Below are 14007 nucleotides of genomic sequence, written 5' to 3'. Positions count from 1 at the left end.
CTTGAGACGAGATCCCATGCCGTCGGACACGATCATCAACGCCATGACCATCGACGTGGAGGACTACTTCCAGGTCTCCGCGTTCGCGCCGTACATCGCGCGCAGCGAGTGGGGCCAGCGCGAATGCCGCGTCGAGCGCAACGTCGACCGGCTGCTCGAGATCCTCGCCGCGCACGAGACGAAGGCCACCTTCTTCACGCTCGGCTGGATCGCGGAGCGCTATCCCGAGCTGGTGCGCCGCATCGTGAGCGGGGGCCATGAGCTGGCCAGCCACGGCTATGGCCACCAGCGCGCGAGCGACCTCACCGAAGCCGAGTTCCTTGACGACATCACGCGCGCCAAGGCGATCCTCGAGGATGTCGGCGGCTGCGCGGTGACCGGCTATCGGGCGCCGAGCTTCTCGATCGGCACGGCCAACCTGTGGGCCTTCGACTGCCTGTTGCGCGCCGGCTACCGCTACAGCTCCAGCATCTATCCGATCCGCCACGACCATTACGGCATGCCGGATGCGCCGCGCTTCGCCTACCGCGTCAAGCCCGAGCTGATCGAGGTGCCCATCACCACGCTGCGCGTGTTCAAGCGCAACCTGCCTTCGAGCGGCGGCGGCTATTTCCGGCTGCTGCCGTATCCGGTGTCGCGCTGGATGATCAAGCGCGTGCACGAGATGGATCAGCAGGCCGCCATCTTCTATTGCCACCCGTGGGAGTTCGACGTCGCGCAGCCGAGGATCGCGGGCATCGATGCCAAGACGCGCTTCCGCCATTACGTCAACATCGATCGCATGGAAGACCGCCTGATCGGCCTGCTGGCGGACTTCAAGTGGGGCCGCATGGACGACATCTTCCTCAAGGCCGGCACGGCGACGGGCCGGGCGCTGAATTGATGGCCGCCGCCCTGCAGATCAAGCGGCTGGCGCGCCACGATCGCGCCGCGGCCGAGGCCTGGGACGCGTTCGTCCAGGGCTGCCCCAGCGCCACGTTCTTCCATCGCGCCGGATGGCAGAACATCCTGGTCGACGTGTTCCGGCACGACGCGTACTTCCTCTACGCCGAGCTCGACGGCCAGATCGCCGGCGTGCTGCCGCTGGGCCACGTCGACAGCGCGCTGTTCGGCAACTCGCTGACGAGCCTGCCGTTCGCGGTCTATGGCGGTGTCGCCGCGGTCACAGAGGCGGTCGCGCTCGCGCTGGAGAAGGAGGCGTCGCGGATCGGGCGCAACCTGGGCGTCGACCACCTCGAGCTGCGCAACGTCGTGCAGCGTCACTCGGACTGGCCGCTGCAGGATCTCTACGTCACTTTCCGCCGCGAGATCCTGCCGGACGAGGAAGCCAACATGCTGGCCATCCCGCGCAAGCAGCGGGCGATGGTGCGCAAGGGGATCAAGAACGGCCTGCGCAGCGAGATCGACGACGGCGTCGGGCGCTTCTTCGCGCTGTACGCCGACAACGTGCATCGGCACGGCACGCCGGCGATGCCCAAGCGCTATTTCCAGGCGCTGCTGGACGAGTTCGCCGGCGATTGCGAGGTGCTGACGGTCGTGGCGCCGGATGGCCGCACGCTCAGCAGCGTCCTCAGCTTCTACTTCCGCGACGAGGTGCTGCCGTACTACGCGGGCGACGACGTGCTCGCGCGCGACCTGGCCGCCAACGACTTCAAGTACTGGGAGCTGATGCGCCGCGCCTGCGCGCGCGGCCTCAAGGTCTTCGACTACGGACGCAGCAAGCAGGGCACGGGCTCGTATTCGTTCAAGAAGAACTGGGGCTTCGAGCCGGCGCCGCTGCACTACGAATACCAGCTCTACAAGCGCGACGCGATTCCGCAGAACAACCCGTCCAACGCGAAGTACAAGCTGATGATCGAAACCTGGCGCCGCCTGCCGATCGGGGTGGCGAACTGGCTTGGCCCCTTCGTCGTGCGCAGCCTGGGATGAGCACGACCTTGCCACCGACGCCCAGCGTCCGCCTGAGCCGGCCGGCGCCCGGCAGCGCCTGGAGCACGTCGCTGCCCGCGCTGGCGCTCGTCGTGGCGGCCGTGCTGGCGCTGTACTGGTCGACCGCGGCCGGCATGGTGGGCATCTGGATCCGGTCGGAAACCTTCATGCACGCGTTCCTCGTGCCGCCGATCTGCGCCTGGCTGCTGTGGCGCGATCGCGAGCGGCTGGCGGCCATCCCGCCGCGTGCGAATGCGTGGATGCTGCTGCCGATGGCGGGCATCGCCGTGCTGTGGCTGTTGGGCGAACTCGCGGCCGTCAACGCCATCACGCAACTGGCCTTCGTGGCGATGCTGGCGCTGGCCGTGCCCGCGGTGCTGGGAATGCGCGTTGCGCGCGCAGCCGCCTTTCCGCTGGCCTTCCTGTTCTTCGCGGTGCCGCTGGGCGAGTTCCTGCTGCCGCTGCTGATGCAGATGACCGCCGACTTCACGGTCGCCGCGGTGCGCCTGAGCGGCGTGCCGGTCTTTCGCGAAGGGCTGATGTTCGTGATCCCGTCCGGCCAATGGTCGGTCGTCGAGGCCTGCAGCGGCGTGCGCTACCTGATCGCGTCTTTCATGGTGGGCACGCTCTACGCCTACCTGATGTACAGCTCGACGAGGCGCCGCGTGATCTTCATGGGCGTGTCGCTGCTGATGCCCTTGCTGGCGAACTGGGTGCGGGCCTACCTGATCGTGATGCTGGGCCACCTGTCGGACAACCGGATCGCCACCGGCGTCGACCACCTGATCTACGGCTGGCTGTTCTTCGGCATCGTGATCTTCCTGTTGTTCTGGGTCGGCATCCGCTGGTCGGAGCCGCCCGCGCCGCGCGCCGCGGCCGCGACATCGGGCCAAGCGGTCGCCGGAGCGGGGACGCGCGCCCGCATGCAGGCGACGTTTGCCGTCGCCGCGGCGCTGATCGTGCTGGCCGCGGTGCCGCCCTGGACGCTGCGCGAACTCGGCCGCCGCGAGTCGACGGCCGCGCCGGTGCTCGCGGCACCCGCCACGCTCGCGCCGGGATGGTCCGCGGTCTCCGGCGATCCAGGCGTCGAATGGAAGCCGAAGCTGGACAACCCGTCCGCCCTGGTCGACGCCGTCTACCGCAAGGAGGGCCTGCCGCCGGTCGGGCTCTACGTCGCGTACTACCGCCAGCAGGACGACCTGCGCAAGCTGAGCGACGCGGACGCGCTGCTGGCGCAGAGCGAGGACAAGCGCTGGAGGCGCGTCGTCGACGGACGCCGTCACGTGGCGACCGGGTCGACGGCGATCGACCTGCGCAGCGCCGAACTGCGTCCTCGCGACGAACTCAGCGGCGGCGGCGAAACAAGCGTGACGGCCTGGCAGGTCTACTGGGTCGGCGGCCGCTTCACCAGCAGCGACGCCGTGGCGAAGGCGGGCGTGGCCATCGACCGGCTTCTGGGCCGCGGCGACGATTCCGCGGAGCTCATCGTGTACGTGGGCGGGACCTCGCCGGCGTTGGCCGAGCGCGCCCTGCAGTCCTTCGTGCAGGACAACTTCGGGGTGCTCGACGCGCAGCTGACGCGGACGTGGAGGCAGCGATGAGCGGCGCCGTGGGCGCGTCGGGCAACCGGGTCGTCGTCTTCACGGGCGACCTGTCGTTCGCTGTGCGCAAGGGGATCGTGCTGGCCGACGAGGCGATCGCCGGCATGGAGTGGCTGGTGCTCGTGCATTCGCCGCGCAAGCGCCTCGTGCCGCTCGTCAAGAGCCAGTGGCGCGCCCTGCGCCGCGATCGCTGGCGCTGGTTTCCGTACACGCTCGGCGAAGTCTGGCGACGCGTCGCCGGCAGCCGGGGCGGCGCGCCGCAGCCCGGCACGAACGCACTGCCGGGGAGCGACTTCTCCAGCGACGCGTTCGCCGCGCGCCGCAATGTGCGCATCGTGCGCGTGCCCGACATCCACGCGCCCGACTCGATCCGCCTGGTGCAGGACTTCGCGCCGCGACTCGGGCTGGCACTCGGCGCCCCGATCCTCCGCAAGCCGCTGTTCGCGCTGCCCGAGGCCGGCACGCTCAACCTGCACAAGGGACGGGTGCCCGACTATCGCGGCATGCCGCCGGCGTTCTGGGAACTCTGGAACGGCGAGACCAGCGTCGGCTGCACCGTGCACTGGGTCGACGAGAAGCTGGATACCGGCGCCGTGGCCGCGCGCGAGGTCGTGCCGTGCGCGCCGTTCTCCACCGTCAAGGGGCTGCAGCTCAGGCTCGACGAAGTCGGCAACCGGCTCGTGCAGTCCGCGCTCGCGGATGTCCTGCAAGGCACGGCCGTGCCCTCGCCGCAGGGCACCGGCGGGCGCACCAACCGCAAGCCGTCGCTGGCCCAGGTCGCGGCGCTCGAACGCAAGCTGGCGGCGCGCGACCCGGTCGCCGAGCCGCTGCCCAAGGCCTTGCTGAAGGCCGGCCTCGGCCGCGGCACGCACGCGGCCTGGCGCTCCGGGCTCTATCGCGCGGCGGCGCCGCGCATCACGGTGCTGCTGTACCACCGCGTCACCGACGACGTGCGCGACAACCTGAGCACCGGCGTCGAGCAGTTCCATCGGCAGATGGCGCTGATCCGCCGGCATTGCCGCGTGCTGTCGCTCGAGGAGGTGCTGGACGCCCAGGTCATCCCGCGCTCGCGCCAGCCGCTCGTGTGCGTCACCTTCGACGACGGCTACCGCGACAACCACGACAACGCGGTGCCGATCCTCGTGCGCCACCAGATCCCGGCGGCCTTCTTCGTGTCCACGGGCATCGTCAACACCGATCGCACGTTCCCGCACGACGTCAAGCGCCGGAACGACCCGATCCCGACGATGGACTGGGACCAGCTGCGCACGATGAAGAAGCACGGCTTCACGATCGGCTCGCACACGGTCAACCACATCGACTGCGCGGGCGAGCCGGAGGACGTGGTCTGGAACGAGCTGACCGAGTCGCGCGACACGCTGCGGCGCGAGCTCGGCATCCAGGACGTGATCCTGGGCTATCCGTACGGTGGCCGCCACCACATGACGCCGAGCCGGCTCGACTTGGTGCGGCAGGCCGGCTACACGGGTTGCCTGTCGGCCTATGGCGGCACCAACGTGCGCCGCGTCGATCCGTTCAACGTCCTGCGGCGCGGCATCCACTGGCAGTTCTCCGACCAGGCGTTCATGCGCGAGTGCGTGGGGCTGTGATGACGACCGACACGCGCCCGCTCATCCTGCACGTGATCCACCATCTCGTCACCGGTGGCATGGAGAACGGACTGGTGAGCCTGATCAACCGGATGCCGTCGACCAGCTACCGGCACGCCATCGTCTGCATCGAGGACTACTCCGACTTCCGCAATCGCCTGACCCGCCCCGACACGGAAGTGATGGCGATGCGGCGCTCGCAGATCGGCACGTGGCGCCTGCGCTACCAGCTGTTCCGCACCTTCCGCCGACTCAAGCCGGCGATCGTGCACTCGCGCAACAAGTCCGGGCTCGACGCGCTGCTGCCGGCGCGACTGGCGGGCGTGAAGCATTGCGTGCATGGCGAACACGGCTGGGACGTCCACGACCTGGACGGCCGCAGCCGCAAGGAGCAGGTGCTGCGCAAGCTGCACGCGCCGCTCGTCGAGCGCTACGTGACGGTCTCCCGCAGCCTGCGCGACTACCTGGTCGAGCGGGTCGGCATCCGGCCGGAGCGCATCACGACGATCTGCAACGGCGTCGACACCGACAAGTTCCATCCCGCCGAACGCAAGCCGATGGCGCTTCTGCCGGCGTCGCTGCAGGGTGAGGGACGGGTCGTCATCGGCACTGTCGGCCGGCTGCAGCCGGTGAAGGACCAGCAGGCGCTGCTGCGCGCCTTCGCCGAGCTGGTGGGCGAGGGCGGCCCGGGCGCCGCATCGGCGCGGCTGCTGATCGTGGGCAACGGCCCGCTGCGCGAGGCGCTGGAAAGGCAGGCGCAGGCACTCGGCATCGCGCACCTGACCACCTTTGCGGGGGATCGCTCGGACGTCGCGCAGCTGCTCCAATGCATGGACGTGTTCGTGCTGCCGTCGCTGGCCGAGGGCATCTCCAACACCGTGCTGGAGGCCATGGCCACCGGACTGCCGGTGCTCGCGACGCGGGTTGGCGGCAACGTCGAACTGGTGCAGGACGGCGGCAACGGCGCGCTGTTCGACGTGGGCGACGTCGCGGCCCTCAAGCGCCTGCTTGCGGCGTACCTCGCCGACCCGGACACGCGCCGGCGACACGGCGAGCGTTCGCGCGAGCTGGCCGTCGAGAGCTTCAGCCTCAAGGCCATGGTCGACGGCTATCGCGGCGCCTATGAGCGCCTGATGCGCGGACACTGAGGAGCCGCGGCTTGGACAATGCAATGCACCACCCGGCCAGCGGCCACGCCGCGCCCCGGGCCTAGATTGATCGGAAGACATCATGTGTGGAATCGCCGGCATTTTGGATCCGCAGGGATCGAGCGAGATCGATCGCGACGCCCTGGCGCGGATGAACCAGGCCCAGCATCACCGCGGCCCGGACGAGGGTTCGGTGCACGTGGAGGCGGGCGTCGGCCTCGCGCACCGGCGCCTGTCCATCATCGACGTGTCGACGGGCCAGCAGCCGCTGTTCAACGAGGACGGCTCGGTCGTGGTCGTGTTCAACGGCGAGATCTACAACTACCAGTCGCTCATTCCCGAGCTGCAGGCTCTGGGCCACGTGTTCCACACGCGCAGCGACACCGAATGCATCGTCCACGCGTGGGAGGCCTGGGGCGTGGACTGCGTCAAGCGCTTCCGCGGCATGTTCGCGTTCGCGCTGTGGGATCGCAACCAGCAGACGTTGTTCCTCGCGCGTGACCGCCTCGCCGTCAAGCCGTTGTACTACGCCTGGCTGGCCGACGGCCGCTTCGTCTTCGGCTCGGAGCTGAAGGCGCTGCTCGCCCACGGCGGGCTGTCGCGAGACATGGATCCGGCCGCGGTGGAGGAGTACTTCGCGCTCGGCTACGTCGCCGAGCCGCGCACCATCTTCAAGCAGGCGCGCAAGCTGTCGCCGGGGCACACGCTGGTCGTCAAACGCGGCGAACGCGCGGTCGAGCCGCAGCAATACTGGGACGTCCGCTTCACGCTCGACAGCCGCATCGGCGCCGAGGATGCCTGCGCCGAGCTGCGGCACCGGCTCGACGAGTCGATCCGCCTGCGCATGATCTCGGAGGTGCCGCTCGGCGCCTTCCTGTCCGGCGGCGTCGACTCCAGCGCCGTCGTGGCGACGATGGCGGGCCAGACCGACGGCAAGGTCAACACCTGCTCGGTCGCGTTCGACGATCCGGCCTTCGACGAGGCCGAGTTCGCGCAGCTGGTCGCCGACAAGTACCGCACCAACCACCACGTGGAGACGGTGCGCAGCGACGACTTCGACCTCATCGACACGCTCGCGCGCCAGTACGACGAGCCGTTTGCCGACAGCTCGGCGATCCCGACCTACCGCGTGTGCCAGCTCGCGCGCAAGCATGTCACCGTGGCGCTGTCGGGCGACGGCGGAGATGAGACCTTCGGCGGCTACCGGCGCTACAAGCTGCACCTGTTCGAGGAACGCTTCCGCTCGGCGATGCCGCTGGCCATGCGCCGGCCGATCTTCAACACGCTGGGCCGCGCCTATCCGAAGGCAGACTGGGCGCCGCGCATGTTCCGCGCCAAGACGACGTTCCAGGGCATGGCGCGCACGTCCGTCGAGGCCTACTTCCATTCGATGTCCATCCTGTCGACGCCGATGCGCGACCAGCTGTTCAGCGCCCGCTTCAAGAGCGAGCTGGCCGGCTACAGCGCGGAGCAGGTGTTCGACCGCCACGCCGCGAATGCGTCCACCGACGACCCGCTGGCGCTGATCCAGTACCTCGACTTGAAGACCTACCTGGTCGGTGACATCAACACCAAGGTCGACCGCGCCAGCATGGCGCATTCGCTCGAGGTGCGCGAGCCGCTGATGGACCACGAGCTGGTCGAGTGGATGGCCACGCTGCCGTCGTCGCTGAAGATCCGCGGCCAGGAGGGCAAGTGGCTGCTGAAGAAGTCGATGGAGCCGCAGCTGCCCGACAGCATTCTCTATCGCCCGAAGATGGGTTTCGCGGTGCCGCTGGCGCGCTGGTTCCGCGGCCCGCTGAAGCAGCGCGTGCGCGACGCGATCCTCGGGCCGCGCCTGGCGGAGACGGGCTGGTTCGACCGCAAGTACCTCGAGCACCTGATCGACGCCCACCAGTCGGGCGCGCGCGACTACAGCGCGTCGCTCTGGACGTTGATGATGTTCGAGGCCTTCCTGCGCAACGTGATCGACGAGGTGCCCGTCGCCGCGCCGGCGCCGCAACGCGAGGCGGTGGTTCAGCCATGAGTTTGCGGATCCTGCACGTCTTCGACCACTCGTTGCCGCTGCACAGCGGCTACACGTTCCGCTCGCTCGCGATCCTGCGCGAGCAACGCGCGCGCGGCTGGCACACGTCGCACCTGACGACGGCCAAGCAGGGCCGCTGCGCGGTGACGGAAGAGGATGTGGACGGCTGGCTGTTCCACCGCACGCCCAACGACGGCACCGAGGGACTGCTCACGCAGATGAGGCTGACGGCCGCGCGCCTGCGCGAGATCGTACGCAAGGAGCAGCCCGACGTCATCCACGCCCATTCGCCGGTGCTCAACGCCTTGCCGAGCCTGTGGGTCGGGCGGCGTACGGGCGTGCCGGTCGTCTACGAGATGCGCGCCTCGTGGGAGGACGCCGCGGTCGACCACGGCACGACGACCGAGGGCAGCCTTCGCTACCGCCTGTCGCGCGCACTGGAGTCGTTCGCGCTGCGGCGCGCGGACCAGATCACGACGATCTGCGAAGGACTTCGGCGAGACATCGCCTCGCGCGGCATTCCGGATTCGCGCGTCACCGTCATCCCGAATGCGGTCGACGTCGGCGCCTTCCGTTTCGGCGCGGCGCCGGATACGGAACTGCGTCGCGGCCTGGGCCTGGACGGTGCCACCGTGCTCGGCTTCGCGGGATCGTTCTACGGCTACGAGGGCGTCGACCTGCTGATCGAGGCGGCGCGGCGCATGCTGCCGCGCCACCCGGAATTGCGCGTGCTGCTCGTGGGCGGCGGCTTCCAGGAGGCCAACCTGAAGGCGCAGGCGGAGCGGCTCGGCTTGTCCGGGCATGTGGTCTTCACGGGGCGGGTGCCGCAGGCCGATGTCCAGCGCTACTACGACCTGATCGACGTGCTCGCCTACCCGCGGCTGTCGATGCGGCTGACGGAGCTGGTGACGCCGCTGAAGCCGCTCGAGGCGATGGCGCAGGGGCGCATGTTCGTGGCGTCCGACGTGGGCGGCCATCGCGAGCTGGTGAGCGACGGCGTCACCGGGTTCCTGTTCCCGGCGGGCGATGCGGCGGCGCTGGAGACGGCGCTCGAGGACGTGCTCGCGCGGCGCGACGAGTGGCCCCGGATCCGCGCGCAGGCGCGCCGCTTCGTGGAATCGGAGCGGACCTGGTCCAACAGCGTGGCGCGCTACGACGATGTCTACCGACGTGCGTTGAACCGGCCCGGCCGGCTCGCCGCCGCAGCCGGCTGATCCCGTCATGTGCGGCATCCACGGAATCATCCAGCTGGACGGACAGCGCGTCGAGGCGTCCACGCTGTCGGCGATGGGCGACGTCACGCGCCATCGCGGGCCCGACGACGAAGGCCTGCACGTCGATGGCGACTGCGGCATCGCGATGCGGCGCCTGTCCATCATCGACCTCGCGGGCGGCCACCAGCCGCTCAGCAACGCGGACGGCACGCTCTGGCTCGTCTGCAACGGCGAGATCTACAACTACCGCGAGCTGCGCGCCGAGCTGCAGGCGCAGGGCGCCGTGTTCAAGACCGGTTCGGACTGCGAAGTGCTGCTGCACCTGTACGAGCGCTGCGGCGACGAATTCGTCCACCGGCTCAACGGCATGTTCGACTTCGCGCTGTGGGACGCGCGCCGGCGGCGCCTGCTGATCGGACGCGATCGCATCGGCGTCAAGCCGCTGTACGTGATGCAGGACGCGCGGCGCCTCGCGTTCGCGACCGAGGCCAAGGCCTTGCTCGCCTTGCCCGGCGTGCGTGCCGAGCTGGATCCGGGCGTGGTGGCGAGCTACCTCCACCTGGGCTATGTCGCCGCTCCCGGCTGCATCTTCAAGGGCGTGCGCAAGCTGCCGCCAGCCACCTTGCTGAGCGTCGAGGACGGCAAGGTCCGCGAGTGGCGCTACTGGCGCCTGCCGACGCGCGTCGAGCAGGGCGTGTCCGAGCAGGAGTGGATCGCGCGCGTCCGTGCGCGGCTGGAGGAATCCGTGCGCATGCAGATGGTCAGCGATGTGCCGATCGGCGCGTTCCTGTCCGGCGGCGTCGACTCCAGCGCCGTCGTCGGCTACATGGCCAGGCATTCGTCCCAGCCGATCCGCACCTATGCGATCGGCTTCGAGGGCGGCGCCGCGGAAGCCCTCTACAACGAGCTTCCCTACGCGCAGCGCGTCGCCAGGCTGTTCGGCACGACGCATCGCGAGATCCTGGTCAAGCCCGACGTCGTCTCGCTGCTGCCCAAGCTGCTGTGGCACATGGACGAGCCGCTCGCCGACACGGCGTTCATCACCACGTACCTGGTGTCCGAATTCGCGCGGCAGGACGTGAAGGTGATCCTGTCGGGTGTCGGCGGCGACGAGCTCTTCGGCGGCTATCGCCGATATCTTGGTGGCCACTACGCCGAGCGCCTGCGCAAATGGCCCCACTGGATGCGGCGTGGTGCGGCCTATGCGGCGCGCCACCTGCCGTCCGACCGTCATTCCGGCGCGCTCAATGCGCTGCGGCTCGCCAAGGGCTTCCTGGCCTCGGCGGAACTGAGCGACGACGAGCGCTATCGCAGCTACCTGCAGGTGATGGGTCGCGACGTCGTCGACGAGTTGATGCTGCAGCCGTCGACGCAGGCCGAGGATGCGCTGTCGCTGGCGATGGCTGGCGCCGGCACCCAGGATCCGCTGCAACGCATGCTCGCCGTCGACGCCGAGACCCAGTTGCCGGACGACCTGCTGCTCCTGACCGACAAGATGAGCATGGCCGTCTCGCTCGAGTGCCGCGTGCCCTTGCTCGATCACGAGCTCGTCGAGCTGGCCGCGTCGATGCCGGCCGCGATCAAGGTGCGCGACGGTCGGCTCAAGCACGTGATGAAGGAGGCGCTCGGCGAACTGCTGCCGTCCGACATCCTCGATCGCAAGAAGCGCGGCTTCGGCACGCCGATGGGCGCGTGGCTCAAGGGCGAGCTGGCGCCCTTGCTCGATCGCCTGCTGGCCCCGCAGGTGGTCGCCGCGCGCGGCCTGTTCCGGCAGCCTGCGATCGACCGCCTGGTCGCCGACCACAAGGCCAGCCGCATCGACGGTACCGATGCGCTGCTGGCCCTGATGAACCTGGAAGTCTGGAGTCGGATCTACCTCGACGGCCGCGAGCCGTCGGACGTCGCCGACGAACTGAAGAGCCACGTCCGATGAACATCCTCTACCTCTGCCATCGCTTCCCGTACCCGCCGAAGCGCGGCGGCAAGATCCGCCCGTTCAACATGATCCGCCACCTGTCCGCGCAGGGGCACCAGGTCACGGTGTGTTCGCTGGTGCGCTCCGACGCGGAAGCCGAGGAGGGCGCCGGGATTGCGCCGTTCTGCGCCTCCTACGAGATGGCCCAGGTCTCCAATCCGGTGCAGGTGCTGCGCATGGTCGCGCGCCTGCCGCTGACGACGCCGTCGTCGATGGGCTTCTTTCGCTCGAACCAACTGGCGCGGCGGGTGCGCGAGCTGCTGAAGCAGAAGCGCTGGGACCTGATCTTCGTCCATTGCTCGTCGGTGGCGCAGTACGTCGAGCACGTGAGCGACGTGCCCAAGATCCTGGACTTCGGCGACATGGATTCGCAGAAGTGGCTCGAGTACGCCAACTACAAGCCCTTCCCGCTGTCGCTCGGCTACACGCTGGAAGGCCGCAAGATGGAGCGCGCCGAGAGCCGCCTGGCACGCCGGTTCGACCTCTGCACCGCCACCACCCGCGCCGAGTGGGAGACGCTGGAGAGCCACGGCACCGCGCGCGCGACCGACTGGTTCCCCAACGGCGTCGACGCCGGCTATTTCAAGCCGTCGGAAGAACCGTACGACGCCGACACCATCAGCTTCATCGGCCGCATGGACTACTACCCGAACCAGGAAGGCATGGCGCGCTTCTGCAGCCAGACCTGGCCGCTGCTCAAGGCGCGGCGACCCGCGTTGAAGCTGCTGATCGTCGGCGCCGATCCGTCGCCCGAGATGCGCAAGCTCGGCGAGCTGCCCGGCGTGACGGTGACCGGCTCCGTGCCGGACGTGCGGCCGTTCATCCTCGGCTCGGCACTCATGGTGGCGCCGCTGAACATCGCGCGCGGCACGCAGAACAAGATCCTCGAGGCGATGGCCATGGGCGTCCCGGTCGTCACGAGTACCATCGCCGCAGGCGGCGTCGACGCGCAGGCGCCCGACCACTTCCTGGTGGCCGACACGCCCGCCGAGACCTGCGCCGCCATCCTGCGCGTCCTCGAAACGCCCGACGAGCGCCGACGCCTGTCGGTCGCGGGCCGCGAGCGCATGCTCAGCCACCACTCCTGGCCGCACTCGATGCAGCGGCTGGATCGCATCATCGAGCGCTGCATCGCCGGCTTCGATCCCACAAGACTTCCCGTAACGCAGGGCACACTCGCATGAAGATCAGCATTTTTGGTTTGGGCTATGTCGGCGCCGTCTCGCTGGCTTGCCTGTCCCGCGACGGCCACGACGTCGTCGGCGTCGACATCGACCGGGCCAAGCTCGACCTCATCGCTGCCGGCAAGACCCCCGTGGTCGAAGAAGGCATGGTCGACCTGATGGCCCATGTCGCCGCGGCCGGCCGGGTCGTGGTCACCACCGACGCGCAGCAGGCGGTCCGCGACACCGACATCTCGCTCGTGTGCGTCGGCACGCCGTCGGCCGCCAATGGCAGCCAGGACCAGTCGGCGGTGTTGCGACTGGCCGCCGACATCGGCAAGGCGATCGGCGAGAAGCAGGCGCCGCACGTCGTCGTGTTCCGTTCCACGCTCGTGCCGGGCACCGTCGAGGACGTGCTGCGCCCGATCATCGAGGAGGCGTCGGGCAAGAAGGACGGCGAGGGATTCTTCCTGAGCTTCCAGCCCGAGTTCCTGCGCGAAGGCTCGTCGATCCGCGATTACGACAAGCCGCCGTTCACCATCGTCGGCGCCAACCATCCCGAGCCGGCGAACCGCCTGCGCGAGCTGTTCGGCCACCTGCCGTGCAAGTTCATCGAGACCTCGGTGCGTTCGGCCGAGATGATGAAGTACTGCTGCAACAACTTCCACGCCTTGAAGATCACGTTCGCCAACGAGACGGCGCGCCTGTGCGACGCGCTCGGCGTCGACGCGTTCGAGGTCATGGACCTGGTCTGCCAGGACACGCAGCTCAACATCTCGCGCGCCTACCTGAGGCCCGGCTTCGCGTTCGGCGGTTCGTGCCTGCCGAAGGACCTGCGTGCCACGGCCCACCTGGCGAAGATCCACGACGTCGAGATCCCGGTGCTGGGCAGCATCATGCAGTCGAACCGGGATCACCTGGAGGTCGCGATCGCCAAGGTGCTGGACAGCGGCAAGCGCCGCATCGGCTTCATCGGACTGTCGTTCAAGACCGGCACTGACGACCTGCGCGAGAGCCCGCTCGTCAACCTGGCCGAGCACCTGATCGGCAAGGGCATGCAGCTGTCGATCTACGATCCGGAGGTGACGCTGTCGCGCCTGCTGGGCGCGAACCGCCGCTACATCGAGACCCACCTGCCGCACATCGGCGACCTGCTGAGCGCCGACATCGCCGAGGTGATCGCGAAGTCCGACGTGCTCGTGCTGGGTCTGGACGACGAGCCGACGCAACGCGCGCTCGCGCAGCATTGCCGTGCCGACCAGACCGTCCTCGACCTGGTGCGCGTCCGCAATCGCGGCGACATCCGGGCGCAGGTCACCGGCCTGTGCTGGTGAATCGACG

Annotated in this window: 10 protein-coding genes; all 10 read left to right on the top strand. The window is 69.1% G+C overall.

Annotated features, from left to right (window positions below):
• The first annotated feature begins 16 nt into the window (after nucleotides 1-16).
• The 10 genes from LPC04_RS11675 to LPC04_RS11630 all read left to right on the top strand — a co-directional run bounded on the left by LPC04_RS11675 (nucleotide 17) and on the right by LPC04_RS11630 (nucleotide 14000).
• A complete protein-coding gene (locus LPC04_RS11675; protein WP_275682393.1) occupies nucleotides 17-883 on the top strand; it encodes an XrtA system polysaccharide deacetylase in 867 nt (288 codons plus the stop codon).
• Nucleotides 883-1929, top strand: coding sequence for a FemAB family XrtA/PEP-CTERM system-associated protein (locus LPC04_RS11670; protein ID WP_275682392.1), 1047 nt, complete (start codon nucleotides 883-885; stop codon nucleotides 1927-1929). The genes LPC04_RS11675 and LPC04_RS11670 overlap by 1 nt, the downstream gene beginning before the upstream one ends.
• Nucleotides 1926-3530, top strand: a complete 1605-nt coding sequence (xrtA, locus tag LPC04_RS11665; RefSeq protein ID WP_275682391.1) for an exosortase A — start codon at nucleotides 1926-1928, stop codon at nucleotides 3528-3530. The genes LPC04_RS11670 and xrtA overlap by 4 nt, the downstream gene beginning before the upstream one ends.
• Entirely contained in the window at nucleotides 3527-5140 is a 1614-nt protein-coding gene (locus LPC04_RS11660; protein ID WP_275682390.1) for a polysaccharide deacetylase family protein, read from the top strand. The genes xrtA and LPC04_RS11660 overlap by 4 nt, the downstream gene beginning before the upstream one ends.
• Complete coding sequence (locus tag LPC04_RS11655; protein ID WP_275682389.1) at nucleotides 5140-6288, top strand: TIGR03088 family PEP-CTERM/XrtA system glycosyltransferase; 1149 nt, start codon at nucleotides 5140-5142, stop codon at nucleotides 6286-6288. The genes LPC04_RS11660 and LPC04_RS11655 overlap by 1 nt, the downstream gene beginning before the upstream one ends.
• 82 nt (nucleotides 6289-6370) lie before the next feature.
• Nucleotides 6371-8314, top strand: a complete 1944-nt coding sequence (locus LPC04_RS11650; RefSeq protein WP_275682388.1) for an XrtA/PEP-CTERM system amidotransferase — start codon at nucleotides 6371-6373, stop codon at nucleotides 8312-8314.
• Nucleotides 8315-8316: 2 nt separating this feature from the next.
• Nucleotides 8317-9528, top strand: coding sequence for a TIGR04063 family PEP-CTERM/XrtA system glycosyltransferase (locus tag LPC04_RS11645; RefSeq protein WP_275682665.1), 1212 nt, complete (start codon nucleotides 8317-8319; stop codon nucleotides 9526-9528).
• A gap of 7 nt (nucleotides 9529-9535) precedes the next feature.
• On the top strand, nucleotides 9536-11461 hold the full coding sequence (gene asnB, locus LPC04_RS11640; protein ID WP_275682387.1) for an asparagine synthase (glutamine-hydrolyzing): 1926 nt from the start codon (nucleotides 9536-9538) through the stop codon (nucleotides 11459-11461).
• Nucleotides 11458-12687, top strand: coding sequence for a TIGR03087 family PEP-CTERM/XrtA system glycosyltransferase (locus LPC04_RS11635; RefSeq protein WP_275682386.1), 1230 nt, complete (start codon nucleotides 11458-11460; stop codon nucleotides 12685-12687). The genes asnB and LPC04_RS11635 overlap by 4 nt, the downstream gene beginning before the upstream one ends.
• Nucleotides 12684-14000, top strand: coding sequence for a nucleotide sugar dehydrogenase (locus LPC04_RS11630; protein ID WP_275682385.1), 1317 nt, complete (start codon nucleotides 12684-12686; stop codon nucleotides 13998-14000). The genes LPC04_RS11635 and LPC04_RS11630 overlap by 4 nt, the downstream gene beginning before the upstream one ends.
• The last annotated feature ends 7 nt before the right edge of the window (nucleotides 14001-14007 follow it).

The organism is Scleromatobacter humisilvae (assembly GCF_023231945.1).
Taxonomy (GTDB): domain Bacteria; phylum Pseudomonadota; class Gammaproteobacteria; order Burkholderiales; family Burkholderiaceae_C; genus Scleromatobacter; species Scleromatobacter humisilvae.
The sequence above is the reverse complement of the archived record's forward strand: the minus strand, read 5'-3'. Positions and strand labels throughout refer to the sequence as shown.

Bases quoted from the DNA above. Each gene is read 5' to 3' on its own strand.
- LPC04_RS11675 (WP_275682393.1), top strand. From the start codon at position 17: ATGCCGTCGGACACGATCATCAACGCCATGACCATCGACGTGGAGGAC.
- LPC04_RS11670 (WP_275682392.1), top strand. From the start codon at position 883: ATGGCCGCCGCCCTGCAGATCAAGCGGCTGGCGCGCCACGATCGCGCC.
- xrtA (WP_275682391.1), top strand. From the start codon at position 1,926: ATGAGCACGACCTTGCCACCGACGCCCAGCGTCCGCCTGAGCCGGCCG.
- LPC04_RS11660 (WP_275682390.1), top strand. From the start codon at position 3,527: ATGAGCGGCGCCGTGGGCGCGTCGGGCAACCGGGTCGTCGTCTTCACG.
- LPC04_RS11655 (WP_275682389.1), top strand. From the start codon at position 5,140: ATGACGACCGACACGCGCCCGCTCATCCTGCACGTGATCCACCATCTC.
- LPC04_RS11650 (WP_275682388.1), top strand. From the start codon at position 6,371: ATGTGTGGAATCGCCGGCATTTTGGATCCGCAGGGATCGAGCGAGATC.
- asnB (WP_275682387.1), top strand. From the start codon at position 9,536: ATGTGCGGCATCCACGGAATCATCCAGCTGGACGGACAGCGCGTCGAG.
- LPC04_RS11635 (WP_275682386.1), top strand. From the start codon at position 11,458: ATGAACATCCTCTACCTCTGCCATCGCTTCCCGTACCCGCCGAAGCGC.
- LPC04_RS11630 (WP_275682385.1), top strand. From the start codon at position 12,684: ATGAAGATCAGCATTTTTGGTTTGGGCTATGTCGGCGCCGTCTCGCTG.